The following is a 24,346-nucleotide window of genomic DNA, read 5'->3' on the forward strand; positions in this document are numbered from 1 at the left end:
ACAGCCGTGGCCTCACCCTGTCGTGGGCTGCGCTAGCGTTGAGCCATGATCGCTGCGATTCAGGAACTGCGTGACAACGCGCCGGTGGCCTTCGTCCCGCTGGTCCTGGCGTTGCTGCTGTTCGTGATCAACGGGGCACGTTTGACGTGGATCGACGCCCGAACGCATCTGTTGCCCAACCGGATCATTCTGCCGTGGTACGTGTTCGCTCTCGTCCTGCTCGGGGCGGCGCTGCTGCTGGCCGGGGATGGGGCAGGGCTGTTGCGGACCTTTCTGGGCGGCGCCATCCTCTTCAGCTTCTATCTCCTCCTGCACATGGTCCAGCCGCGAGGCATGGGACTAGGAGACGTGAAACTTGCCGGCATCATGGGACTGTATTTAGGGTATTTGAGCTGGTCCCATTTGCTGTGGAGCACCGTGGCGACTTTCCTGCTCGGCGGATTGGCCTCCTTGGTGTTCATTATTTTGCGCCGTGCGGGTCTGAAGACATCGCTGGCTTTCGGCCCCTACCTGGTCATCGGTACGTTGGCGGCCCTCTTCGTGGCAGGCTAGGGACATGCCAACCCCGGAATTCATTCTGTCCCTGCGCGAGAAAATTGGTCATGATGCCCTCTGGCTACCGGGGGTCAAGGCCGTGGTGCATCGCCAAGATGGTGCCCTCCTGCTGGTCAAGCGTGCCGATAACGGCAGGTGGACCCTTCCCGCAGGAATCATGGAGCCCGGTGAGGAACCAGCGGCCACTGCCGTCAGGGAGGTCCTGGAAGAAACTGGTGTCGTGGTCGCCGTCGAACGGCTGGCCGGAATCGGAACCACCGACCCGTTGACCTACCCCAACGGCGACCGCGCACAATACCTCGACGTCGTGTTCTCCTGTCGTTATCTCTCAGGAGAAGCCCGAGTAAACGACGATGAGAACACCGAGGTCGCCTGGTTTTCCGACGCAGAGCGTCCACCTTTGCCGCCCAAACACCAGCGGGCCGTGGACTGGGCGCGGGACCGGGACCCGTCCGCACGCTTCCTCAGTTGAACCCGGGAGTTCCCTGGCCGGAACGGGCCGGGCCGCTCAGGCCCCCAGCTTCCGGGCGAACGCCGCCTGCCGCTTGCGGCCGTAGGCGACCATCAGCGGTGCCAGGCCCACGGCGAACCGGGGGAACGTATCAAAGAGCCTCACCTGGCCTCCGCGCCAGCGTGGCCACGCGGTAACGGGCCGCGGTTTATCCACGACGCGTAGGACCACATCCGCGACCTCGCCCGGTTGGAGGAGCTTGCCGGTAAAGGAAAGGGCTGCACCGGGATCATCGAGTTTGTCATGGAGCATCGGAGTCCACATCCCGTCGGGACAGACGCAACTAATATCTACGCCCTTGACCCCCGCAGCCCGCAAATCGGCCAGCGCCGAAACGCTGAAGCCCAGGACCGCGTGCTTCGAAGCCGCATAGATCCCTTCCCCGGGGACCCCGACCAGGCCGGCCAAGGATGCGACGTTGACGATCAGGCCGGCATTGGCCGGACGCATCAACCCCAGTGCTGCCAGGGTGCCGTTGATGGTCCCGGCGGCGTTGACTTCCAAAACCAGACGCCGCTGGCGTTCGTCCTGGTCCCAGACGGGACCGGTAAAGAAGGCCCCGGCATTATTGACCCAGAGAGATAAGGAACCTGCTCGAGACCGGGCGGCCTCGGCGGCCGCTGAGCAAGCGGCAGCGTCGCGGACATCCAAGGCGGAGGCTAAGGCCTGCCGTTCGGCGGGCAACGATGATTCAGCATTGATATTCGCCGCCACGGCTTCGGCCTGCTGGAGATCGACGTCGGTGACCTGGAGGGTGAACCCAGCCCGCGCCAACCGCAACGCGATCTGCCGTCCCAGGCCCCCACCGGCACCGGTAATGACCGCTCCACCGCGGTCGGTTGGACTGCTGCCTGAAGGCCGCCGGTGTGCTTTCTGAGGTGTCATGCGGTCACCCCCTGATGAATGCGCGATCGTGCTGCGGATTGACTGGCACGGGCCGAGCCACGACGCCGTTCTCGTTCGAGGTCCCAGAGGTAGCTGTCGAAATCGACTTCCATCGTGTGCCGGGCCGAGGCGTAGAAACGACGGGCATTGCGCTGCTGCTCGCGTTCCATCTGTGTGCGGATAGTGGCCTCGGGCGGTGCCAGGTAGCTTTCGGTCAGCATTTCCGTCACCCAGAGCGACTGCGCCTCGGCCAAGGGCATCACTGCCCCGATGGGCTGGAGTAGGCCGATGAAGAACAACCCTGGATGATCAGGGTGCACGGTGCGCTTCCACAACGGCAACTCGTTGCCCGCCGGGTTGACCAGGTCCTCCGATAAGAAGGGGAACCGGACCCGGTAGCCGGTCGCCCAGATGATCAGATCCGCGGCTGTCGCGGACCCGTCGGTGAACACCACCTGGTCGCCATGGAGTCGTTCAATGCCTGGCTTCGGCGTCACGGCCCCCACCTTCAGCATCCAACGAATCTGTTCCGATTGGACGGGATGTGATTGGTCCGGAGCATGTGTGGGGCGAGGCAATCCGAGTCGCGTGGTGCTGCCGGAGAGAATCGATGCCAGTCGCAGCCTGGCCCGGGTGGCCCACCAGGGCAGCCATTGAGGCAAAACCAATTGGTCCGAAGCCCGGCCGAGGAAGTACTTGCGCAGCACCCACTGGCCGCGGCGTTGGGACAGGACGGCGCTGTGGGCGACCCTGCCGGCTTCGGAAGCGATATCCAAGGCCGAGTTCCCAGCGCCAACGACCACGACATTCCTCTCCTTGAGCTGTTCTGCCGAGCGGTAGTCGTGGGCGTGTAATTGTTCGCCGGCAAAATTCCCGGGATAGGCGGGTTCGGGCCAGCGGGCGTCCCAGTGGTGCCCGTTGGCGATGAGGACAGCATCATAATGGTGTTCCTCCGTCCCGTCGGGACCGGTGATGGCGACCTTCCAGCCACCATTTTCAGGGACGACCTCGTCCACGCGGGTGTTGAAGCGGATCCTTTCACGAAAACCGAAGTGGTCCACGTAGGCCTCGAAATAGTCGGCCACCTGGTCGTGACGGGCATAAGCGGGGTAGTCGGCTGGCATCGGGAAATCAGAAAAGGCCATGCGCGGGCACGATGTGTTGATTTCCAGTGTTTCGTAGCAGGCGGACTGGCCGTTGGGGTTCGCGAAGACCCAATTTCCGCCGACGACACTGCCCTGTTCGAAGCAATCGACGGGCACAGCGGCCTGGTGCAGCGCCTTCACGGCAGCCAAGCCCGAAGAGCCGGCCCCAATAACGCAGGTCCGCGGCAGGGAGACGTCCGTTGGAATCGGCGTGGTGACGGCGGGGGCTCGATCGCGTTCCTTGACGAAATAAGACATGTGACGACCCTTACATTGGAAAGAAAGATTTTCAATAAAATGGGAACGGAAGTGAAGTTCAATGCCTGTGGCAGAGTGGATTCCGTGAAGACTGGAGAAACTGCGGTGGAGCAAAACGCTGTGCCCGTGAACGAGCGGAGGTGGCGAGGGGTATCCCGCCCACAGCGGGACGCCGTCCGCCGAGAGAAGCTTCTAGAAGCCGGGGTGCAGCTCTTCGGAACCCAGGGGTACGCCGCGACCACGGTCCAGGGTTTATGTCGCGAAGCCGGGGTCTCGTCCCGTTCGTTCTACGAATACTTTTCAGGGCGCGAGGAAGTCCTCGAAACTATTTATCGTGAAGCGACCCAGGCGATCGAACAACGAGTGATGACCCTGCAGAACGAAGCAAATGACACGGCGTATGGAATGATCCGCCGCGGAGTCCAAGCTGGGGTCGGTCCCATGCTCGATGACGAACGCCTTGGTCTGGTGCTCGAGATCGAAGCCGTGGGTGTTTCGCCGGAATTGGAGTCGTCGCGGCGGCAGATGATTGCCGGGATTGCCCGGGCCATGGATGCCATGATGCTCGAATTGATTCGCCGCGGGCTGATCCCCGAGTCCCCGACGGGGCTGATTGGATTGATGGCTGTCGGCGGCATGACCGAGGCCCTCGTGGCCCATTTGAACACCCCGGCCGCCCAGCGCCTGTCGACGTCTGCGTTCGTGGACGAGCTGGCGCGCGTGATCACCCGGATGGCCGGTGGATGGCCCACCCATGGTGTTGCCTCTGCTCCGCCACTAGGCTGACGTTAGGGAAGCCGCCATCGATGTCGGTGGCCCGGAGCGAAGGGGATACGCATGGGAACCGAGCAATACCACGAACCGCCAGCCGAGTTATCGGCCGAAACCCGGACCTTTGCCCGAATGTGCACGAACCTCACCGAGGAAGCCGAAGCCATCGGATGGTACGAGCAGCGGATATCCCTCGAACCTGATCCGGTAGCCAGGGCCATCATGGAGAACTCCCTAGGCGAGGAGTTCAAGCACTTCTGCATGGAGCTGGAATACCTCTTCAGGGCAACTCCGAAATGGGGGCAGATCGCCCGGGGAATCCTCTTCCAGGAGGGGGACATCGTCGACAACGGGGAAGCGGCCGAGGAAGCCGCCGACTCAGATCCCACTGGAACCGCCGAATCTGGGCAGACAACACCTCTGGGGTCATCCGATGGTTCCCTGGGGATCGGCTCGTTGAAAGGAACCGCATCATGACCACCAATCACTTGCTCCGCGAGCTGGCACCCATCACCGCTACCGGCTGGAAACTCCTCGACGAGGAAGCACGGGATCGTCTGACCACGACACTGGGCGCCCGCAAACTCATCGACTTCTCGGGCCCCTTCGGGTGGGATTATTCCGCAACGAACTTGGGGCGCACCGAACGCCTGGCCGGTTCCGATGACGATCCGATTATTTCGAGGCGCCGCCGGGTCTTGCCGTTGGCCGAGATGCAAGTGCCCTTTTCGGTTTCCCGCGACGAACTATTGGATGGAGAGCGCGGGGCAGCCGACGTGGACCTGTCCAACCTCGACATGGCTGCGCTGCAGATGGCCAGTGCCGAAAACCAGGCGGTATTCCATGGGTGGCGGCAGGCACAGATCACCGGGATCACCCAGGCCACATCGCTGCCGACCGTCCCGCGGGTGGAGCACTTCTCTGACTACCCCAAGCGGGTGGCTCAGGCGGTTGACCAATTATTGGAAGAGGGCATCTCGGGACCCTTCGGGCTCGCCTTGGGCCCCGGGCACTATACGGCGGTCGTGCAGTCCACCGAACGGGGTGGCTACCTGCTCTCCGAACATCTGCGAAAGATCCTCGATGGACCGATCGTCTGGGCCCCGGGCGTCAAGGGCGCCGTGGTCATGAGCCTGCGCGGTGGAGATTTCCTCTTCGAATCCGGGCAGGATCTATCCATCGGATACAGCCACCACGATGCCCATGACGTCCATCTCTATCTCGAACAGAGCTTTAGTTTCCGGGTGGCGACCCCGGAAGCGGCAGTGCACCTGACGTCCAGTAGCGAGCCCTCCCAGCGCAGTCGCTAGTTCGAGTTCTCCGACCCGGCGTCGGGAACTGCAGGGGCTGAGGTGCCGGCTGACTTCTTCGCCGCGCGCAACCGGGCTTCCAACTCCAGCGCCTCCTCACCTGAGACCGCTTCGCCCCGGGCCACCATTCCCGACGTGTGGGACAGCGGGACCTGCTTCAGGAGGAGTGCCAGGACAAAGGCAATGAGGATGAAGGGGATCAGGTACCAGAAGACCGGTGCCAGCGAATCGGCATAGGCCGTCACGATGCCGTCCTGCAATGCCTGCGGGAGCTTGTCCAAGACCGAGGGGTCCAGCGTGGCAGTGGCCTGCCCGGCGTCGGAGGCCGAAGCTCCCGCCCCGGTGAAGACCGCGGTGAGCTTCTCCGTGAGGTTGTTGGTGAAGATCGCTCCGAAGATCGCCACACCCAAGGCGGCGCCGACCTCACGGAAATAGTTGTTGGTACTGGTGGCGGTGCCGACCATCTCCGCGGGAACGGCGTTCTGCACCACGAGGACGACCACCTGCATGATCAGGCCCAGGCCGGCCCCGAAAACCAGCAGGAATACGCAGATCAACCACAGCGGGGTATCGGCGGAGAGCGTCGTCATGGCGAGCATGGCAGCAGCTGTGGTGAGCGTACCTGCGATGGGGTAGGCCCTGTATTTGCCGGACCTGGAAATTGCGAGGCCGGACCAGATGGAGGTGCCCATCAGGCCGACCATCATCGGAAGCATCAGCAGGCCGGATACTGCCGCAGAGGTTCCGGAGGACATCTGCAAGAACGTGGGGACGAAAGCGATGGCAGCGAACATGCCCAGGCCCAAAGTGAAGCCGATGGCCGTGGCCGTGACGAACACCCGGTTGCGGAACAGTGCGAGGGGGATGATCGGATCAGTCGCCCGCAGCTCGGCGAAGACGAAGGCCGCCGCTGCCACCAGCAACCCAGTTCCCCACATCCACGTGGACACTGCGGACCAGCCGTGGTTGGCACTGCCGCCGAAGTCGGTGAAGAAGATCAGGCAGGTCGTGGCGATGGACAGGAAGACGACGCCGGCGATGTCGATGGCTTTTGTTGCCTTCTTATTGGGCAGGGTCAGCGCGAACCAGGCGACTGCGAAGGCGGCGATGCCGATCGGGATGTTGATGTAGAAGGCCCACTGCCAGGTCAGGTGGTCGACGAAGAAGCCGCCCAGCAAAGGCCCCGCGACTGCCGAGAGGCCGAAGATCCCGCCCAAAGGGCCCATGTACTTCCCGCGCTCCGAGGCCGGGATGATGTCGGCGATGATGGCTTGCGAAAGGATCATCAGGCCACCGCCGCCGAGCCCTTGGAGGGCGCGGAAGAAGACGAAGATCCAGAAGGTTCCCGCAAAGGCGGCACCCACTGAGGCCAGCGTGAACAGCGCAATCGCGATCAAAAAGAGATTGCGGCGGCCGAGCACGTCGCCGAACTTGCCGTAGATGGGCATGACGATCGTGGTGGCCAGCAGATAGGCGGTGGTGATCCAGGCCTGATGCTCGACTCCTCCGAGCTCGCCGACGATCGTGGGCATCGCGGTGGAGACGATCGTCTGGTCGAGGCTGGAGAGCAGCATACCGGCAATAAGCGCCGAGAAGATGATCCAGATGCGGCGTTGGGTCAGCGCGATCAGGCCGGGGGACTGCGGCGGCGCGGTAGTGCTCATGGTGGTTCCTAGAAGGTCAGGGCTCGAGGGAGTGTCCGCGGAGCCGAAAATGAGGAAAAGGGGTGATGCGAAGTGCGCGGACAGGAGCCGGCATGATCCGGGGCCGGCAGCGTACTAGGTGCCGAACAGACGCCGGGCGTGGGAGAAGTTCTCGGTCAGGATCCGAGTGAATCTGTCCAGCGCGTTCGGGGCTGCCTCTTCCGCAGCAGCAGGGGCTCCTGAAGCAGTGGAATTGCAGGTAATGCCCTCTGTCGAGCAGGAGCTGGAGTGTCCGATGAATTCCTGGAAGCTCGTCATGGCCAACTGCGAAAACAATGTTGAAGCCAGATTCGCAAATGGGTCCTCCGGTTCCAGAGCCTGACGTTGCGCGATCAGTTCCGCCAGCGCTCGCTGACGCTGCATTGCCGAATGAATCATCCGTTTCATCAGCGCCGGTTCCGAATGCATGATCTGCATGAAGGAACCCATGTCCGTCGGTGGGACGTCCATGGTGGCATATGCCTTGATGAACAACTCCAGAAGGGCCTGATCCAACGGAAGTGCGGTGGTGGATCCGGAGGAGCTCGCCACGGACGTTCGAGCGGAGTCCAGGAAATCCTGGGCGAACGGCTTGAACGGGTCGGCGGACTTCACCCCCAGGACGGCGTCCTCCTTGGTGGCGAAGTAGTTGAAGAAGGTGCGGCGGGAGACTCCGGCAGCCTCGCAGAGTTCCTCGATCGTGAATCCGTTCAATTCACGTTCGGCGGTCAGCGTGCGGGCGTGGTTGGTCAGCGCGGCATAGGTTTCCATGCGTCGACGTTCCCTGGCCCCCGGAGCCTCCGTTGCACTTTTCTTCACATAGTGCAGTTTTGCACTATTGGGCCATGGGTGCAAATCGGGAGGTGGTGTAATTGCGCACACTGCCGCGGAAGCGTGAACCTGTCTGGCCGGGCGGAAGGGCCCCCGGGCATGGCGGCGGCCCACCCCGTTGCCGGAATGGGCCGCCGAAGGAGGGGGCTGTGCCTTATTTGCCCGAAGGCGAGGTCATCGTGGTGACATCCAGAGCTGTATCGAGCTGCTCTTCGGTGAGTTCGCCGCTCTCAAGGAAGCCCAACGCGATCGTGGCCTCACGCACGGTGAGTCCTTCGGCGATGGCCTTCTTGGCGATCTTCGAGCCGTTCTCGTAGCCGATGAACTTATTCAACGGGGTGACGATCGACGGGGAGGCTTCGGCCAGGAAACGGGCCCGGTCCACGTTGGCCGTGATGCCATCGACCATTTTGTCCGCCATGACCTGGGAGGTATTGGTCAACAGGCGAATCGATTCGAGCAGGTTCGCCGCCATCACCGGAATCCCGACGTTGAGCTCGAAAGCACCGTTGGTGGAGGACAAGGAGACCGTGGTGTCGTTGCCGATCACCTGGGCGGCGACCTGAATCGCGGCTTCACTGATTACCGGATTGACCTTGCCGGGCATGATCGAGGAACCCGGCTGCAGATCGGGGATGGCGATCTCACCCAAACCGGTATTGGGGCCCGAGCCCATCCACCGGAGGTCGTTGTTGATCTTCATGATCGAATAGGCAATGTTGCGCAGCTGACCCGAGGCTTCGACAAGCCCATCGCGGTTTGCCTGGGCTTCGAAATGGTTACGTGCCTCTGTCAGGGGCAGACCGGTGTCCTCGGCCAGCAGGGCAATGACCCGCTGGGGGAAGCCTGCCGGCGTGTTGATGCCTGTGCCGACTGCCGTTCCGCCTAAGGGGACCTCTGCCACGCGGGGGAGGCTGGCCTCGATCCGCTCGACGCCGTAGCGCATCTGGGCGGCGTAGCCGCCGAATTCTTGCCCCAATGTCACTGGTGTGGCATCCATGAGGTGGGTCCGACCGGATTTCACGACGTCGGCAAACTCGTCGGACTTGCGTCCCAGGCTTTCGGCGAGATGGTTCAGCGCCGGAACCAAATCGTTGAGCAGCGCGTCCGTGACGGCGACGTGGACCGACGTCGGGAAGACATCGTTGGAGGACTGCGAGGCGTTGACGTGGTCGTTCGGGTGAACGCGGGCCTGACTGCCGGCGGCTTCCAATCCCTGGTTGGCCAGAGCTGCCAGAACCTCATTGGTATTCATATTCGACGACGTCCCTGAACCGGTCTGGAAGACGTCGATGGGGAAGTGCGCATCATAGTCGCCGGATGCCACGTGCTCGGCCGCATCAACGATGGCGCGGGCGATCTCCTCGTCGAGGACGCCTAGCTCCGCGTTCGCCAGGGCTGCCGCACGCTTCACCCGGGCCAACGCCTGGATATGGCGACGTTCGAGCCGCTTGCCGGAGATGGGGAAATTCTCTACGGCGCGCTGCGTCTGTGCGCTATAAAGGGCGTCGACCGGTACGCGGACTTCGCCCATGGTGTCATGTTCAATACGGAATTCATCCTTGCTAGCCATGACATCACCATACGCCGCCCGGGGGCCCGAACCCGATCCCGGGCGGCGTCATCTGGGACACACCATGACCTAGAGTGCGCCGAATCCCGTCACTATTTCTGCCTTGCCTTCTTCGAGGCGGTAGGTCACGCCAATGACGGCCGTCTCACCGGCGTCGACGGCGTCCGAGATGAGCTTGGAGGATTCAACCAACCGGTGAGTGGACTGCCTGACGTGCTCCTCGACCGTCGTATTCACATCGGTGACCCCTGCCCGTTGGGCGGTGATGACCGAGGGGGTGATGCGCTCGACGAGATCCCGGATGAACCCGGGGGGCATCTGCCCGGTCTCGAAGGCGTCCATCGTCGCTGTCACGGCGCCGCAGCTGTCGTGGCCCAGGACCACGATGAGGGGGACATCCAATAGGGCAACACTGTATTCGAGCGAACCGAGCACGGCATCGTCGGGAACGTGCCCGGCGGTCCGGACAACGAACACATCACCGAGGCCGACATCGAAGATGATCTCGGCGGCCAGTCGTGAATCCGAGCAACCGAAGATGACGGCGAAGGGATGCTGGGTATTCACCAGGGCCGAACGACGGGCAGAATCCTGGTTCGGGTGGTTGGTGGATCCGGCAACGAAGCGGGCGTTGCCCTCACGCAGTTTGGTCCAGGCCTGGGCCGGGGTGAGAGGTGCGGATTCGGACTCAAGAGATTCAGCAGACATGAAAAAAGAGTACATCCGCCACGGCGCAGATCCGCTACTGCGTTGAGTTGGATTGGTCCTTCATGACGGACCGGGCGGCCTTTTGGAGCACCTCATCGCCGGAATCGGAGCTGAGCATGAGCGTCGATTCCTTGGTCTTGCGAACCCAACTGACGTTTGCCTCTCGGGTGTAGGACTCCCACGTGGTCCCGTCGACCTTTACGGTGCCCGACTCGGTAGCGTCCTCGCTCATCTTGGCGATCCAGCCCGGTGTGGCATCTGCGGTCTGACGAATCCAGACAAAGCCCTCGTCGCCCGTCACATAACCGACTTCCCAGTAGTCGATCTTGTCGGCGCTTCCGGAATTCCAGCGGGCGAAGTTCGGATACCAGTCCGCGGGCACTGCGGGGGCTACCGGTGTGAAATCGGCTGCCTGGTCGGCCTGGGAAGCCACCGCGGAGACGTTCACGTCAGGTTTGAACTTATCGTCGTTGCTCGGCGGATTCAGGGCGATGACCGGTACCGCAACGGCAACCGTCAGCAGCACGGAGATGATCATGCCCTTCAGCGATTGGTTGGCCCGCTTGGACTGGGAGGGCGTCAAGACAGGTGTTACCTGCGGCTCTTCGGCATCTGGGGGCGTCTGGGGTGCATCACTCACGCCTCCATTGTCCCCGATTTTCACGACCGTGGATGACGCGGTGTCGGTCATCACCACCGCATCCATCGTTTCAGCGGATATGCTCGAAGGCGTTGCCCATGGCACCCACACCCACTCGACGACGAGGAACACCGTGACAGAAGCCACAAATTTTGCCCACCTGTCCCCCCGACTGTCCGTCGGCGATGCCGAACCGGACCGCAACCTGGCCTTGGAGCTGGTACGCGTCACGGAGGCTGCCGCGATAGCCGCCAGCCCCTGGGTCGGCTTCGGGGACAAGAACTCGGCAGACGGTGCGGCCGTCGACGCCATGCGTTCGCTGCTCTCCACCGTGTCGGTCACCGGGACCGTCGTGATCGGAGAAGGCGAAAAGGATGAAGCCCCGATGCTCTTCAACGGCGAAGTCGTCGGGGACGGTACCGGGCCCGAGGTCGATGTCGCCGTTGATCCCATCGATGGGACCCGCCTGACGGCACTGGGCATCAACAACTCGGTAGCTGTCTTGGCCATGGCCGAACGCGGTTCCATGTTTGACCCGTCGGCCGTGTTCTACATGGAGAAGTTGGTCACCGGCCCGGAGGCCGCCGAACTGGTGGACCTACGCCTGCCGGTGAAGCAGAACCTTTACCTGATCGCCAAGGCCAAGAACAAGCCGATCAACCAGATCACCGTTTGTGTGCTGGACCGTGAACGTCATACCAAGCTGGTGCGGGAGATCCGCGATGCCGGGGCCCGCACGAAGTTCATCATGGACGGCGATGTCGCCGGCGCCATCTCGGCCACCCGTGAGGGATCGGGTGTCGACGCGTTGATGGGCATCGGGGGAACCCCCGAGGGCATCGTGACTGCCTGTGCCATCCGCTCGCTGGGCGGCGTCATCCAGGGCCGTCTCTGGCCCACCGATGACGAGGAGAAGCAAAAGGCCATCGATGCCGGGCACGATCTGGATCGCGTGCTGTCCACCAACGATCTGGTGACCAGTGACAACTGCTATTTCGCGATGACCGCCATCACCGACGGCGATCTACTGACCGGAGTGCGCTACAAGAACGACAAGATCTTCACGCACTCGATCGTCATGCGTTCGAAATCCGGGACGATCCGGACCGTCGAGGGCGAGCACCAGTCACGCAAGTGGGAGCCTTACACCCGCTAGGCGATCGGGCCCGGGAAAAGCTAACCCGTGAGGCCACGAGCCTTGCGGGTTAGTTCGTTTCGGCGGTGGTCACGGCGAACGCCACGGCCGGTCCCTCTCCGAGACGTTTGGCCACCACCGGAGCTTCGTGAGCGGGAATGAACGCCGATTCCCCGCGAGTCAGTTGCAGATCACCACGAGGCGAATCCAGCAGCAGGTCACCGGACACACAGAGCAGTGTCACCGGGCCGTTCTGGGCGACGGCAACGTCCTCTCCGGCCAGCAGGGCATCACCGGGCAACGCGATGCGTTGGAGCTGGAATTCGTCGAAGGGCGGCCGGTAGATCTCCTGGCCGAGCATGTTCTTCGCGGCTTCCAGATACGGGACGCCCAGACTTTGGAAGTCAACCGTGTCCATCAGTTCAGGTAGATCGATATGTTTGCCGGTCAGCCCGCCGCGCAAGACGTTATCCGAACTAGCCATGACTTCCACCCCCAGTCCCCGCAGGTAGGCGTGGATATTTCCCGCAGGAAGGTAGATGGCCTGCCCGGGTTCCAAGGTGATGTGGTTGAGCATCAACGAGACCAGGACCCCAGGATCGCCGGGGTAGAAACCGTTCAGCGATTCCAGCTCCGCCAGACCGGTATCAGGAACCGTCTGGCGACCTGAAGCAACGGCCGCGCTGGCGAGCCCGACGAGACGGACCACGTCTTGGCCTCCGGAGAGCAAGTCGGTGAATGCCCCCCGCAGATCGCCTTGGCTCAGGGTGGTGGCCGTATGTCGGGCCGCGAGGACGGCACTGCCGTTCTCGTCGGTGAGCTCGGGGTCCGCCTCGATTGTTTCGGCCAACCAGGTGAAGAGGGCCGCCGACTCGTGCGCGGCCCGGAACCCGCAGAGGGCCGAGAACCCGGTGAGCGCGAACAGGAGCTCGGGCTTGTGGTTGTCGTCCTTGTAGTTGCGGTGCGGTGCCGAACGGTCGACGCCGGCTTCCTCCTCCGCGGCAAAACCGGCACGGGCCTGCTCCAGAGTGGGGTGGACCTGCAAGGAGAGCGGTTTTTCCGCGGCGAGGATCTTCGCCAAGAACGGAAGCCGCCCAAAGCGGGTGGACGTCTCCTCACCGAGAAAGAGGGTGGGGTCGGTGGCGATCAGCTCATTGAGCGGAGTCGTGCCGTCGACGTCCGGGTGGCTGGCCTTCGAGGGGGAGTCGGGATGTGCCCCGATCCACATTTCTGCTTCGGGGCCCCCCGATGCCTCGGCTCCGATGAGTTCGGCGATGGCCGTGGACGATCCCCACGGATAGTCCCTGACGGTATTGCTCAGGCGGTACATTCGGCTCCTTGGCAGCTGGGTCGATACGGGGCGCTACCACCCAATCTAGGCCAGTGCGCTAGGTCCCCGGTACCTCCGTCGTCGGACGGCGATGCGGGTCATGGTGCGCTGCACTCGTTGTTATTGGCTGCGATCTCCGAGATGAGTGTGCGTTGTCCGTTGATTTCGAGCTGGACCAGATACTTCTCGGTGATGGGGGAGCCATCCGGCTGCGTGGAAGGAACCGTCGTGGGATCGGTGTTGCCCTCGATGGCTTCCGGAACCGCCGACTTGGCGTCGGTGGCAGGCTTGGTGGGCGCCGCCGACGATGGCTTGGTCTTCCCGGAGGCGGATTTATCGGCCGACGCTGACTTCTTCTGTGCGGCGGCAGCTGATTTCTTGTCAGCAGCCGCCCGGGCGCCAGCATCGGTGGCCTCCTCCAGCAGCCCGTCGACGCGGGTATGGATCTGGCTGTAGTCGGGGAAGGTGGAGAACCGGTCGGAAGTGGTGCCGAAGTCCGGGGCGCCGAGGGTGAGGCGCTTAAAGGGGTTCTTGCCGGCCTTATTGGCGAGGTTGAGGAAACTGCCGAGTTGGGACTGTGGGATGTCAGTTTCGAGTAGATCCTCACCTGCGGACATGATGTCGGAGAACCGGGTCAACACCGTGGAGGGCTTGAACTGGTTGATCATCGCCTGCTGCAAGCACTGTTGGCGGCGGATGCGGTGGTAGTCGGTGGTGAAATCACGTGAGCGGGCGAACCAGAGTGCCTGCTTGCCGGTGAATTTCTTCGTTCCGGGGGAGAACCAATGGGTGTTCACGAGCGTCCCCGGCCATTTCTTGGCGTTATAGGGGACCCAGCCTCCGGACTCAACGGTGACCCCGCCCATGGCGTCGATGAAGGTGGAGAACCCGTCCATATCGATCACCACGTACGCCTGGACATCGATGCCCGTGATGCCGGTGGCGGCATCCATCATCGCCTCGGCGCCCGGGTTGGCCTTGCCCGGATACAGATCGGCATGATCGGCCTCAACCGTGGGGTAGAGGGCGTTGATGATGCACTCATCGCCGCAGTCGAAACCGCGGGGGTAGACGTCGTGGAGCGGAGAGTCCTTCGGGAACGGAGCATTTTGCAGGTTACGAGGAATGGAAATCATCGCGGTTCGCCCCGATTTCGCGTCGATGCTCACCACGGCCATCGAATCGGGCCGCAGCCCCGTCCTTCCGGCCCCCGCGTCGCCACCCATCAACAGGATGTTGTAGCGCCCATCGACGGGGTCCATGGAAGGACCCGAGGCAAAGACATTCTGGATGGTGTCCCGGCCAGTGTTGAGTATGAACGCACCGTAGCCCAGAACGCCTCCGGTGAGAACCATCAGGACGACCGTTGACGCCGCGACAACGCCGCGCATGGCCGGAGTCAATAAACGCGGCCGAATGATCAACAACGTATTGATGAACATCAGCATCCATCCGGCGGCCAACAGCAGCAGGACAATGACGAGGATCAGTTGGATGACCGGCTTGGCCAGAACCTCGATAACGGTTCCACGGTTGATGAGGGCGACCACGAGACCGATGATGATCAGCGCCCAACAGGTGAGGGTAACCGTCAGGACCCGGCGCCCCAGCGTCCGGTTGCCGGCCACTACCTGCGCCCCACCCGGAATGAAAACGGTCAGGGCCAGCAGGAAGAAAGCCCGTTTGGTCCGGATCGGTGCGGAGGCGTGTTCGGGATCCCGCACTGGATTCTGTGCGGGGGAGAAACGCGGCGTCTGTTTGCTCATGGGTCAGGAACCGAGCCCCATCTCCTCGGTGAGACGCTGGCGGAGGCGGTCTCCCTTGGCGGAGGCCTGCTGACGGAGCTCGTCCGCAAAGTCGACGAGACGAGAACGCAAGCTGGTGGCCAGCTCATCGGTACCACTGGCCAAGGTGCGGACGGCCAATAACCCGGCATTGCGGGCCCCACCGATGGAGACGGTGGCCACCGGTACCCCTGCGGGCATCTGCACGATGGACAGCAGCGAATCCATGCCATCGAGGGTCTTCAGCGGGACCGGCACGCCGATCACCGGAAGGGGAGTGACGGAGGCGAGCATCCCCGGCAGGTGGGCGGCGCCGCCGGCACCAGCAATGATGACCCGCAGACCGCGTTCGTGAGCCGTTTTGCCATAGTCGATCATCTCGTCGGGCATGCGGTGGGCCGAGACGACATCGGCTTCGAAGGGGATGCCGAATTCCGCGAGGGCTTCGGCGGCCAGGCGCATGACGGGCCAGTCGGAGTCGGAACCCATGACGACACCGACGAGGGGCTTCGCGGTGTTCATGCGGTTCGGGCTCCTTCGGTTGAGGCCGGCCCCGGGGCCCCGTCGCGGATGATGTCTGCCACCTGCGTGGCGGTGCGGCGGACATCGTCGACGGTCTGGCCGGGGGCGCCGACGAGGTTGACGTGACCGATCTTACGGCCGGGCCGTACGGACTTGCCGTAGACGTGGATCTTGACGCGGGGTTGCGCGGCCAAAGCGGCAGGGAAAGCTGAATAGAGCTCGGGGTTCGCCCCGCCGAGGAAATTCTTCATGACGGTCACCTCGCCCAATGCACTGGTGTCGCCCAACGGGAGGTCCAGCACGGCGCGCAGGTGCTGTTCGAATTGGCTGGTCACCGAACCGTTCATCGTCCAGTGGCCGGTGTTGTGGGGGCGCATGGCCAGTTCGTTGATGACGAATCCCGGGCCGCGGCCGGGGGTTTCGAAGAGTTCGGCAGCCATGACGCCGGTGACGCCGAAAGCCTCCGCGATGCTCAGTGCCGCTTCACGGGCCGCCTCAGCAGTGGCCGGGTCCAGTCCGGGGGCCGGGGCGATGACTTCGTCGCAGACCCCGTCAACCTGGATGGTGTGCACTACAGGCCAGCCACGGGCTTCACCCGAGGTGGTGCGAGCCACGAGAGCCGAGAGCTCCCGGCTGAAATCAACCTTCTCCTCGGCCAGCAAGTCGGTTCCGGCGGCGAACCAGTCGGTGCATTCGGATGCTGCGGCCGCATCGTCGAGCATCCGCACCCCCTTGCCGTCGTATCCGCCGCGTGGGGTCTTGAGCACCACGGGCCATCCGGTGGAATCACCAAAAGTAATGAGCTCCTCGATCGAAGCGACCCGGGCCCACACCGGGTTCGGTAGTCCGAGCTGGTCGATGGCAGCCCGCATGACCAGCTTGTCCTGGGCATGGATCAGGGCTTCGGGACGGGGTTGGACATTAATCCCCTCGTCGATCAGGGCCCTGAGGTGTTCGTTGGGGACATGCTCGTGATCGAAGGTGATCACGTCGACGCCGGCGGCGAACTCCCGCAGGGTTTCCAGATCCCGGTAGTCGCCGACCGGGGCCTGGGCGACGGCAGCGACTGCCGAGACCTCTGGCCCCTCGGCCAAAACCCTCAGGTCAAAACCGAGGTTCGTTGCTTCAGGGGCCATCATTCGGGCAAGTTGGCCACCACCGACCACGCCAATCACAGGAAAATTCACCTCTTCAGGGTACCGAACCGAGACCAGTCCATCGGCCGTGACGGGGCCCTGAACGGGGGATTATGAGGAAACTTTGAGTTGCAGCCGATAGAATGGGGAGCTGGCCGCGTCACGGACGCAGTGGACCGGCTCCTGCTGGAGCCCCGAATCTCGGGGTTTTTACCCGCACTGAACACCGTCTGTGGAGGAACATGCTCAACGAGTTGGCGAAAAAATGCCAAGGCCTTTTCACCATGCTGTGGCGAGAGGTCATGAAATTCGGCGTCGTCGGCGGTGTGGCGTTCATCATTGATACGTCGATCTTCCTGTGGATGATGAACGGGCCGATGCACGGTTCCGAGGTCAAGGCCAAGATCGTCGCCGGGATCGTCGCCACCATGTTCTCTTGGGTCGCCAACCGCTACTGGACCTTTAGGCATCGCCGCCGGGCTTCAGTGGTGCGCGAACTGGTGTTGTTCATCATCATGAACGGCATCGGCTTGTTCATTGCCGCGGCCTGCGTCTGGGTCACCAAATACTGGATCGGTCTGACCGATTCGACCAGCCTGTTCATCGCCGGGTCGGTCGTCGGCCTGGTGTTGGGCACGATCTTCCGCTTTTTCGCATACCGCTTCTGGGTCTTCACCGAAGAGCTAGACAACGAGCCGGGCTTCAACCACGACCATGACCTGATCGGTCACCCCGAAACCGCCAGCATGGCTCAGGAAGACGGGATGCCGCGCGAAGGCGGCGACCCCAACCCCACAGCGCACTAGGTTCCGAAGCTGTCAGGCCCGCCCCGCGATGACGTCGTCGGGGCGGGCAGTTGTCTTTAAAGGTGTCGTTCCACGCGTTCATCGTCGAGCATTCGCTGTGTGGGGGAGGCCCCGGGGCCGAGGAGCACCAGCGGTGAATCCCCCCGCCATTGGGCCACGGCAGCCCGCAACGTCGTGCCGAGGTCGGTGACGGGGCCCAGCAGGGCCGTGCCGTGGGCTGCGGGCAGGGAAAAGAGCTGTGCATAGTCCAAGTCCCCGGTACCGTCATCGGCCGTCAACGCCGGGGCGGCAGCCGGTACCGGATCAGCCAGGTAGTAGTCTCCGAAACCGCGAACCTCGGCCACGTAATCCAGGCACCCCGAAGGAACTTCCCCGGGGAAGGACAAGGCCAGGGACTCCAGCCCAACGGCCACGACCTCAGCGGCGGGGAAGACCTCGGTGGCCGTGCTGGGGTTGCCGGTGAACACCACATCGGGGGAACCCGTCGTGCCGTGGTGGTGGTTGGCCCACTCGTGGAGCGGGCTCTCGGTGCCGGATGCCGGAAGGATGAGTTCGGCGCCGGTAGACCAGATGGCGAAAGCGATCGCCAAAGATTTCCAGTGAGCCGGCAGATCGAGCAAGATCCTGGTCCCGGGACCGGCGTCGAATTCCTCGGCGAGGAGGTTCGCCGATTTCGCGACCCAGTTGTCGAAAACATGGCCGCTCAGTTCCACGCGTTCACCGGGATCGCCGTACCATGTCAGCAGCGGGGAAGCGGAGTCCCGGTGTTTGGAGAGCAATCGGTTTGTAAAATCTAACGAATCGGTATCGGTGGTCATGGACTCAATCCTCTCAAACCTGTGAAAACCCTGATAATCCGGGGAACTGTCGGACACGCCCATCGGTACACTCATATATCGGGCGTGTTGCGACATGGATCGGAAGGCTTCCATCTATAGAATCACCGCCTCCACTTGACGTCGGTGAGTTACACCATTGTAATTAGTAGGAGAAGCAGCTTTTTCCAGACCACGGACTAAGCCGTGGCCGCTCACGCGACCAGACGTAGGACGGACGGTTACCGTTCGACAGGTCGGGTAGGTGGCCGGTGTAAGAGAGACAGCCAACCAGCGGAAGGGCGCACACCATGGGGAACGCAGAGCGCATTTACGATCCCAGCCAAGCCGAACAGGCGTCAAAGAGGTACGGCTCTCGTGGAGTCCCCGCAGACTGGTTCCTCGATCCCGCAGACAATGCGGCGGCAGAGAACTACCGGGCCGCCGGACTGGACCTCGATGACCAGGCCACGGCATTCTTGGCCGCCCACGAGTCCGATGTTGAGACTCCAGAGGCCCTCCTGGCTCCGGTGCGTGACCTACCCGTGGAGCGCCCCGCCCAGACGGCTCCCGCCGAAGTGGACCCGCAGCAGCAGTTGTGGCTCGGCATGCCGGGCTACCCCGGCGCAGATGACGAGGGAGAACTCGGCTGGCAGACCGAGGCACTATGCGCCCAGACCGATCCCGAAGCCTTCTTCCCCGAAAAGGGAGGCTCGACGCGTGACGCAAAAAAGGTCTGCGGTGCCTGCAACGTTCGTTCCGAATGCTTGGAGTATGCGCTGTCCAATGACGAACGCTTCGGTATCTGGGGCGGCCTCTCCGAGCGTGAGCGCCGTCGGCTGAGGAAGCGAGCGGTCTGATTCATTCGCAAGTACGCGTCACGGCCGTGGTCGTTGCGCACGACGGGGAGAGCTTCCTTCCGGCAACCCTCGAAGCGCTGACAACCCAAACCCGGCCGGTCGATCACTTCATCGGCGTCGACGCAGGTTCCCAGGACAACTCTGCCCGCATCCTGACCGACTCGCTGCCGGCCGGCAGCCCGCTGGTCAAGGCACGGGCGAGAGGATTCGGCGCCTCGGTGCGCGCGGGCGTGACCGGCGAGGATGCGCTCCCTCGCCGCGCGGGCGACCCGACGACGTCGGGAAACCTTCCGACCGTGGACCCCGAGATCCAGGACTGGATCTGGTTGATCCATGACGACTCGGCCCCCGACAGCGGTGCCCTGGAGGCGCTCCTCGAGGTCGTGGAGACCTCCCCTGCGGTGACCATTGCCGGCTGCAAGCAACTGGACCGCGATCAACCGCGCCGCCTGCTGGACGTCGGGTTGGGCATCAGCCGCTGGGGCGAACGCCTGACCATGATCGATGTGGACGAACTCGACCAGGGGCAATACGACTCCCGCTCCGACCGCTTCGCAGTGAATTCCGCAGGCCTACTGGTCCGCCGGGACGTCTGGGAGGATCTAGGCGGCTTCGACCCAGCCCTGCCCGGACTCGGCGACGACTTGGACTTATGCTGGCGTAACCGGCTGGCCGGCAACCGTGTCGTTGTCGTCCCGACGGCCAAGATGCTCCACGCTCCCGATAAGGTCCGCTCCATCGCCGGCCCGTTGGCCGGCCGCCGGGCCGAGGTCTATTTGCGGCTCAAGCACGCCGCCGCCTGGAAGGTCCCCTTCGTCGCCCTCGGCGCGATCCTTGGTTCCCTCTTCCGGCTACTCATCTCACTGGTGGCGAAGGACCCGGCCTTCGGCTTCGGGCAACTGAGCAGCACCCTGACCGCAGTGTTCTCCCCGGTAGCCCTCCGCGGTTCGCGCCGCGGGGCCCGCCGGACCCGGAAGGTCTCCCGTTCGCTGGTCCGCCCGCTGATGGTCCCGCGTCGGGAAGTGTGGGCCCACCGACGCAACCTCCTCCAGGCCGCAGGCACCTCAACGGTCCTCGGCGACGGTTCAGGGGTCACGGCCGAGGCGTCCAATCCCTCCGGCGACAGTTCCGACGACTTCGCGGAATTGGCTGCCCCGACCCGCACCAGCTCTTCGGTCAGCGCCGTGATTGCGGTTCTGGCCACGGCCGTCGTCGCCCTCCTGGGGCTACGGAGCGTCTTCGGTTCCGGGGCACTGGCCGGCGGATCGATGCTTCCGGTGAGCGATCGACTCTCAGGGATCTGGGCCCACGCCACCGGATGGTGGCAGGACCTGGGAACCGGGATGCCGGGGCATGGTGATCCCTTCGACCTGGTGCTCTGGCTGCTCTCGCTGCTCGGGTTCGGTACCCCCAACACCGCCATCGTGGTGTTGTATCTGGCGGCCATGCCGCTGGCGGCACTCTTCGCCTGGCTGGCCCTCGGATCGGTGACGGCGAGCCGGGCCGCCCGGCTACTCGGCGCCCTCGTCTGGGCGCTGGCCCCGGCACTGCAAGTTGCCCTGGGCTCGGGGCGGGCAGGTGCCATCGCCGTGCACGTCCTCATCCCGCTGGTCGGCCTCGGAGTGATCCGTGCCGTCGGCGCCGGCCGACCGCGCGCCGAACAGCACGCCGTCCCGTCCCCAGCGGATCCGCCGTCGAAGGCGGGTTTGCATGGAGTCCCCTCGTGGACCGCTGCTGCCGGGGCAGCCTTGGCCCTGGCGGCAGTCACTGCCGCCTCCCCGAGTTTGCTGCCGCTGGCTGTCGTGCTGGTGGTGGTGCTCGCGATTCCTTTGGGCCGCCGGGCCCGGACCCTGTGGTGGGTTCCGGTGCCGTCGCTGGTCCTCGCACTGGGAAGTGTTCCGGCTGCCCTGAACAACCCGCGGGTCCTGCTGGCAGATCCAGGGGTCGTCCAGCCGTTCCAGGCGGCGGACCTGTGGCAACAGGCATTGGGCTTCCCCGTGGCATTCGACCCGATGGCGGGAGCCAATGGGTTCGGATGGGCAGCGAACCTGCTCCCTGGCCCGTGGGCGTTCATCGCCGCCCTCATCGTGGGTGTTCCGCTGCTCCTGCTGGCCATCGTCGGTTTGCTACGCCGTGGCCGGCGCGGCGCGATCATCCGCACCGCCTGGGTGGTCGGTGTGCTGACCCTGGCCACCGGATACGCCGTGCAGGCCCTTCCCTTTGGCGTCACCGCCGGCCGTGAGGTCACCCCCTTCACCGGTCCGTTCGTTTCGGTCTTCATGCTCGGCGTCCTCCTCTCGGCCGCAGGTGGCCTGGACTGGATGCGTAGCGTCAGGATCCACAAGACCTCGAGGCTGCGCGTGATCGCCGGCCCCGCCATGGCGGCAGCCGTGGTGTTGGTCCTGGCCTCGGCCACGGTGGCCACCACGTTGTGGCTGGCCCCCCGTACGGTCGGAACCGCGGATGCGGCGGCGGGCGAATCCGGCGCCACGTCGGATCTGGGCTTGGGGCAAGCCGTACTCCCCGTTGCGGCGCGCACGCTTCCCGCGACTGCAGCAGACCGAGGGAACTCGCCCTTGCAGGAACGCACCCTCGTTTTGGCTCCCGAGGGCAACGACGGGGCCATGAGCGCCACGTTGATGAGCGGATCGGGGATGAGTCTGGACCAACTCTCAGCAGTCTCCGCCAGCTCGCGGCTGACGGGAACACTCACCGATCCGCAGGCGGCACCGGACGACGATTCAGCAAAAGACCTCCGCAGCACAGTGGCCGGACTGGCCTCGGGCCAAGCCATCGACCCGCGGCCGGAACTGGCCCGTTTCGGAGTCAGTTTCGTGGTGCTGCAGGTCCCCGAAGGTGTTTCCACGTTGGCCGGCCGTCTTGACGGTGTTCCGGGACTGGCCCCCGTTGGCTACACCGAGGCAGGGTGGCTGTGGCGGGTGACCCCCGACACCGAAATCAAGGACGCCGAAACCCCCAACGAATTCACCGCCCGTGTGAGGTTGCTTGATGCCGAGGGCGAGACCACCTCACTCATCGGATCCCATGCGGCCCGCGTGCAGGCCCACGCGCTACCCAACGGCCCGAAGGGGCGCACCGTCGTGTTGGCAGAACGGGCCGACCCCGGTTGGGAAGCCACCTACGACGGCAAGGCTCTCGAGTCCACCACCAACGGGTGGGCCCAGGCGTTCAAACTGCCCAGCGGAGCCGGAGAACTATCGATCGGCTATTCGGCGCCCTGGTCCCTGCCCCTAGGAATTCTGATGGTCCTGGTCTTCGCAGGGACCCTGCTGCTGGTCATCCCGATCCCTGCCTCCCGCCGGTTCGCTGCCCGCCGGGTGGAGGAATTCAGGACGACGGGTAGCGCCGAATCCGTGTGGGATATTGATGATGCCGACGGCGAACACCTGCAGGACGAGGACGACGGCGATGCCCCGTTGGAGGGCACGTCAGGAGCTGAGGAGCACAAGTCATGACCCGGAACCGCTTACCGCGCCGCGGACGCGCCGCAGCGGCCTCACTGGGGGCTGTTTTGCTGGTGGCCACCGGCGGCGGCATTGCCGTGGGTTCGCTCAACGGCCCCCTCTCGGCACCCGAGGTTGGGGCCGTTCCGCGTGTCTCGGTACCCGCGGGGGACTATGTGGGCCAGTGCCCGGCGACGGCCCGGTTGGTCGATGGTGCTGCAGGAGAAGGCACCGACCCGGCTTTCGCTGCCGCCTCGGACTCTGAAAAGACGATGATCCGGTCAACGGTGCTCTCCGATGCCGCCGAGCGCCTCCCCGGTGCCGCGGTGGAGAAACTCGACGGGACGACGGTGCGCACCTTGTCCAAGCGACTCTCGGACGAGGAGGCCAGTGAAGATCAATCCACCGGTGAAGACGGGTTCACCGGCCGGAAAGCCAAGACGGCCTCCGGTGTGAGCGAGCCGTCGGCAGCGAACCTGCGCGTCCAACCGCTGGGCGGCCGGCAGTCCACTGCCGGGGCAGTGCGCAGCTACGTTGCCGGTGACGGCGATTTGGCCGGGCTGGCGGCGGCGGACTGTCAGGTCCCGGCGAACGAACAGTGGCTCACGGGTGCCTCGACCACGGTCGGCAGCACGGCGTTGCTGACCCTGGCCAACCCGTCGGCCTCCCCGTCCACCGTCGATCTGGAACTCTACGGTTCCAAGGGCCCTATCGAGGCGGGCAACGCCCGCGGCATCATCATCGCCCCGGGGGAGTCGACGTCGATCGTCCTGGGCGGCATGGCGTCGGGGGAGAAATCACTCTCCGTCAAGGCCACGTCCACCGGTGCACCGGTCAGCGCCATCATCCAACAAAGCACGCTGCGTGGTCTGACGCCGGGAGGCGTGGACTTCATCGAGCCGGCGGCTACCCCCGATGAACACCAGGTCGTCCCCGGGATCCTCATCCAGGACGCCAAGACCCAGAAGGACATCACCTCACAGAAGGGGTACGAGGACGCCGCCCCGACCCTGGATCTGACCGTCCCTGGGGCCAGCGAACAACAGGTCAAGGTCCGTCTGGTGGGCAAGGACGGTCCGGTGGACCTGCCCCGCGACGGCCAATACACGGCCCACGCCGGTGCCACCACCAGCGTGCATCTCACCGGGGTTAAAGCTGGAAACTATACGGCCATCGTGGACTCGGAGGAGCCGGTGGCTGCTTCGGTGCGTATGACCCGGGGAACCAAGGCCAAAAAACGGACCGATGCTGCCTGGGCTGGTGCGGCACACCGGCTGGGCGGCGAACATCTCGTCGTCGTCCCCGAGGGGGCCGCATCTCGTTTCCTGTTCCTCGCCAGGGACGGGGCGGCGAGCATCGACCTGCGCCCGGTCACGTCTGACGGCAAGGTTGGCAAGGCGGTCACCGTGGAGGTGGATCAGGGCCACAGTGTGGAACGCACCATCGATTCCTTGGGTAAGGACGTGGTTGCCGTGACCCTCAGCGCCAGTGGGGACCCCGTTTACGGCAGCCTGCTGGCCACCCACGGGAAAACTGATGTCTCGGTTCTTCCGCTTCCGCCGGCCACCCGAGGTGCCACCGATATCAGCGTGGACCTGCGCTACTGAGCCTCGGCAAGGCGAGGC

General features: G+C 64.2%; 22 protein-coding genes. 10 read left to right on the forward strand and 12 right to left on the reverse strand.

The window, feature by feature from the left end:
- The first annotated feature begins 45 nt into the window (after positions 1–45).
- Complete coding sequence (locus FM101_RS13315; protein WP_087000447.1) at positions 46–552, forward strand: prepilin peptidase; 507 nt, start codon at positions 46–48, stop codon at positions 550–552.
- Positions 553–556: 4 nt separating this feature from the next.
- Positions 557–1,027 carry an NUDIX hydrolase gene (locus FM101_RS13320; RefSeq protein WP_087000449.1) on the forward strand — a complete coding sequence of 157 codons (471 nt, stop codon included), beginning with the start codon at positions 557–559 and terminating at the stop codon, positions 1,025–1,027.
- Between the two features lie 36 nt (positions 1,028–1,063).
- Here the strand turns inward: FM101_RS13320 and FM101_RS13325 are convergent, their stop codons facing one another.
- Both FM101_RS13325 and FM101_RS13330 read right to left on the reverse strand, forming a co-directional pair.
- Complete coding sequence (locus tag FM101_RS13325) at positions 1,064–1,951, reverse strand: SDR family NAD(P)-dependent oxidoreductase (protein ID WP_087000451.1); 888 nt, start codon at positions 1,949–1,951, stop codon at positions 1,064–1,066.
- The gene (locus FM101_RS13330) at positions 1,948–3,354 is read right to left on the reverse strand and encodes a flavin-containing monooxygenase (protein WP_087000453.1); all 1,407 of its coding nucleotides are present in this window, start codon (positions 3,352–3,354) and stop codon (positions 1,948–1,950) included. Before FM101_RS13330 ends, FM101_RS13325 begins: the two co-directional genes overlap by 4 nt.
- A 126-nt stretch (positions 3,355–3,480) precedes the next feature.
- On the opposite strand from FM101_RS13330, the gene FM101_RS13335 reads away from it, so the two are divergent.
- The 3 genes from FM101_RS13335 to FM101_RS13345 are packed head-to-tail and all read left to right on the forward strand — an operon-like array spanning position 3,481 to position 5,435.
- Positions 3,481–4,140: a TetR/AcrR family transcriptional regulator gene (locus tag FM101_RS13335; RefSeq protein ID WP_179204329.1), complete on the forward strand. Its 660-nt coding sequence runs from the start codon at positions 3,481–3,483 to the stop codon at positions 4,138–4,140.
- A 51-nt stretch (positions 4,141–4,191) separates the two neighbouring features.
- Complete coding sequence (locus tag FM101_RS13340; RefSeq protein ID WP_087000457.1) at positions 4,192–4,602, forward strand: hypothetical protein; 411 nt, start codon at positions 4,192–4,194, stop codon at positions 4,600–4,602.
- Positions 4,599–5,435 (forward strand): family 1 encapsulin nanocompartment shell protein, encoded by an 837-nt coding sequence (locus tag FM101_RS13345; RefSeq protein WP_087000459.1) that lies wholly within the window; start codon positions 4,599–4,601, stop codon positions 5,433–5,435. The genes FM101_RS13340 and FM101_RS13345 overlap by 4 nt, the downstream gene beginning before the upstream one ends.
- Here the strand turns inward: FM101_RS13345 and FM101_RS13350 are convergent.
- The 5 genes from FM101_RS13350 to FM101_RS13370 form a co-directional block, all read right to left on the reverse strand.
- The gene (locus FM101_RS13350) at positions 5,432–7,099 is read right to left on the reverse strand and encodes an MDR family MFS transporter (RefSeq protein ID WP_087000461.1); all 1,668 of its coding nucleotides are present in this window, start codon (positions 7,097–7,099) and stop codon (positions 5,432–5,434) included. The genes FM101_RS13345 and FM101_RS13350 overlap by 4 nt on opposite strands.
- A 114-nt stretch (positions 7,100–7,213) precedes the next feature.
- Positions 7,214–7,936: a TetR/AcrR family transcriptional regulator gene (locus FM101_RS13355; RefSeq protein ID WP_143269295.1), complete on the reverse strand. Its 723-nt coding sequence runs from the start codon at positions 7,934–7,936 to the stop codon at positions 7,214–7,216.
- A gap of 166 nt (positions 7,937–8,102) precedes the next feature.
- Positions 8,103–9,521: a class II fumarate hydratase gene (locus tag FM101_RS13360; protein ID WP_087000465.1), complete on the reverse strand. Its 1,419-nt coding sequence runs from the start codon at positions 9,519–9,521 to the stop codon at positions 8,103–8,105.
- A 69-nt stretch (positions 9,522–9,590) separates the two neighbouring features.
- Positions 9,591–10,229, reverse strand: a complete 639-nt coding sequence (locus FM101_RS13365) for a carbonic anhydrase (RefSeq protein ID WP_087000467.1) — start codon at positions 10,227–10,229, stop codon at positions 9,591–9,593.
- A 34-nt stretch (positions 10,230–10,263) separates the two neighbouring features.
- The gene (locus FM101_RS13370; protein ID WP_179204330.1) at positions 10,264–10,869 is read right to left on the reverse strand and encodes a DUF4245 domain-containing protein; all 606 of its coding nucleotides are present in this window, start codon (positions 10,867–10,869) and stop codon (positions 10,264–10,266) included.
- A gap of 79 nt (positions 10,870–10,948) precedes the next feature.
- Here FM101_RS13370 and glpX point away from each other — a divergent pair, with 79 nt between their 5' ends.
- Positions 10,949–12,025: a class II fructose-bisphosphatase gene (gene glpX, locus FM101_RS13375; protein ID WP_087000471.1), complete on the forward strand. Its 1,077-nt coding sequence runs from the start codon at positions 10,949–10,951 to the stop codon at positions 12,023–12,025.
- Positions 12,026–12,074: 49 nt separating this feature from the next.
- On the opposite strand, the gene manA is transcribed toward glpX, so the two are convergent.
- The 4 genes from manA to FM101_RS13395 all read right to left on the reverse strand — a co-directional run bounded on the left by manA (position 12,075) and on the right by FM101_RS13395 (position 16,827).
- Complete coding sequence (gene manA / locus FM101_RS13380; RefSeq protein ID WP_087000473.1) at positions 12,075–13,334, reverse strand: mannose-6-phosphate isomerase, class I; 1,260 nt, start codon at positions 13,332–13,334, stop codon at positions 12,075–12,077.
- A 98-nt stretch (positions 13,335–13,432) separates the two neighbouring features.
- On the reverse strand, positions 13,433–15,100 hold the full coding sequence (locus FM101_RS13385) for an LCP family protein (RefSeq protein ID WP_179204331.1): 1,668 nt from the start codon (positions 15,098–15,100) through the stop codon (positions 13,433–13,435).
- A 3-nt stretch (positions 15,101–15,103) separates the two neighbouring features.
- Positions 15,104–15,640 (reverse strand): 5-(carboxyamino)imidazole ribonucleotide mutase, encoded by a 537-nt coding sequence (gene purE, locus FM101_RS13390; RefSeq protein WP_087000475.1) that lies wholly within the window; start codon positions 15,638–15,640, stop codon positions 15,104–15,106.
- Positions 15,637–16,827 carry a 5-(carboxyamino)imidazole ribonucleotide synthase gene (locus FM101_RS13395; RefSeq protein WP_087000477.1) on the reverse strand — a complete coding sequence of 397 codons (1,191 nt, stop codon included), beginning with the start codon at positions 16,825–16,827 and terminating at the stop codon, positions 15,637–15,639. Before FM101_RS13395 ends, purE begins: the two co-directional genes overlap by 4 nt.
- 191 nt (positions 16,828–17,018) lie before the next feature.
- Between FM101_RS13395 and FM101_RS13400 the strand changes: the two genes are divergently transcribed.
- The gene (locus FM101_RS13400) at positions 17,019–17,582 is read left to right on the forward strand and encodes a GtrA family protein (protein ID WP_087000479.1); all 564 of its coding nucleotides are present in this window, start codon (positions 17,019–17,021) and stop codon (positions 17,580–17,582) included.
- 56 nt (positions 17,583–17,638) lie between these two features.
- Here FM101_RS13400 and FM101_RS13405 read toward each other — a convergent pair whose 3' ends face one another.
- Positions 17,639–18,400 carry a TIGR03089 family protein gene (locus FM101_RS13405; protein WP_087000481.1) on the reverse strand — a complete coding sequence of 254 codons (762 nt, stop codon included), beginning with the start codon at positions 18,398–18,400 and terminating at the stop codon, positions 17,639–17,641.
- A 308-nt stretch (positions 18,401–18,708) separates the two neighbouring features.
- Here FM101_RS13405 and FM101_RS16005 point away from each other — a divergent pair, with 308 nt between their 5' ends.
- The 3 genes from FM101_RS16005 to FM101_RS13420 are packed head-to-tail and all read left to right on the forward strand — an operon-like array spanning position 18,709 to position 24,328.
- Complete coding sequence (locus FM101_RS16005) at positions 18,709–19,257, forward strand: WhiB family transcriptional regulator (RefSeq protein ID WP_087000483.1); 549 nt, start codon at positions 18,709–18,711, stop codon at positions 19,255–19,257.
- Between the two features lie 26 nt (positions 19,258–19,283).
- A complete protein-coding gene (locus FM101_RS13415) occupies positions 19,284–22,733 on the forward strand; it encodes a glycosyltransferase family 2 protein (protein WP_179204332.1) in 3,450 nt (1,149 codons plus the stop codon).
- The gene (locus tag FM101_RS13420) at positions 22,730–24,328 is read left to right on the forward strand and encodes a DUF5719 family protein (protein ID WP_087000487.1); all 1,599 of its coding nucleotides are present in this window, start codon (positions 22,730–22,732) and stop codon (positions 24,326–24,328) included. The genes FM101_RS13415 and FM101_RS13420 overlap by 4 nt, the downstream gene beginning before the upstream one ends.
- Positions 24,329–24,346: the final 18 nt, after the last annotated feature.

The organism is Arthrobacter rhombi, assembly GCF_900163545.1.
Taxonomy (GTDB): domain Bacteria; phylum Actinomycetota; class Actinomycetes; order Actinomycetales; family Micrococcaceae; genus Arthrobacter_H; species Arthrobacter_H rhombi_A.

Bases quoted from the DNA above. Each gene is read 5' to 3' on its own strand.
- FM101_RS13315 (WP_087000447.1), top strand. From the start codon at position 46: ATGATCGCTGCGATTCAGGAACTGCGTGACAACGCGCCGGTGGCCTTC.
- FM101_RS13320 (WP_087000449.1), top strand. From the start codon at position 557: ATGCCAACCCCGGAATTCATTCTGTCCCTGCGCGAGAAAATTGGTCAT.
- FM101_RS13325 (WP_087000451.1), bottom strand. From the start codon at position 1,951: ATGACACCTCAGAAAGCACACCGGCGGCCTTCAGGCAGCAGTCCAACC.
- FM101_RS13330 (WP_087000453.1), bottom strand. From the start codon at position 3,354: ATGTCTTATTTCGTCAAGGAACGCGATCGAGCCCCCGCCGTCACCACG.
- FM101_RS13340 (WP_087000457.1), top strand. From the start codon at position 4,192: ATGGGAACCGAGCAATACCACGAACCGCCAGCCGAGTTATCGGCCGAA.
- FM101_RS13345 (WP_087000459.1), top strand. From the start codon at position 4,599: ATGACCACCAATCACTTGCTCCGCGAGCTGGCACCCATCACCGCTACC.
- FM101_RS13350 (WP_087000461.1), bottom strand. From the start codon at position 7,099: ATGAGCACTACCGCGCCGCCGCAGTCCCCCGGCCTGATCGCGCTGACC.
- FM101_RS13360 (WP_087000465.1), bottom strand. From the start codon at position 9,521: ATGGCTAGCAAGGATGAATTCCGTATTGAACATGACACCATGGGCGAA.
- FM101_RS13365 (WP_087000467.1), bottom strand. From the start codon at position 10,229: ATGTCTGCTGAATCTCTTGAGTCCGAATCCGCACCTCTCACCCCGGCC.
- glpX (WP_087000471.1), top strand. From the start codon at position 10,949: ATGCTCGAAGGCGTTGCCCATGGCACCCACACCCACTCGACGACGAGG.
- manA (WP_087000473.1), bottom strand. From the start codon at position 13,334: ATGTACCGCCTGAGCAATACCGTCAGGGACTATCCGTGGGGATCGTCC.
- FM101_RS13385 (WP_179204331.1), bottom strand. From the start codon at position 15,100: ATGAGCAAACAGACGCCGCGTTTCTCCCCCGCACAGAATCCAGTGCGG.
- purE (WP_087000475.1), bottom strand. From the start codon at position 15,640: ATGAACACCGCGAAGCCCCTCGTCGGTGTCGTCATGGGTTCCGACTCC.
- FM101_RS13400 (WP_087000479.1), top strand. From the start codon at position 17,019: ATGCTCAACGAGTTGGCGAAAAAATGCCAAGGCCTTTTCACCATGCTG.
- FM101_RS13405 (WP_087000481.1), bottom strand. From the start codon at position 18,400: ATGACCACCGATACCGATTCGTTAGATTTTACAAACCGATTGCTCTCC.
- FM101_RS16005 (WP_087000483.1), top strand. From the start codon at position 18,709: ATGGGGAACGCAGAGCGCATTTACGATCCCAGCCAAGCCGAACAGGCG.
- FM101_RS13420 (WP_087000487.1), top strand. From the start codon at position 22,730: ATGACCCGGAACCGCTTACCGCGCCGCGGACGCGCCGCAGCGGCCTCA.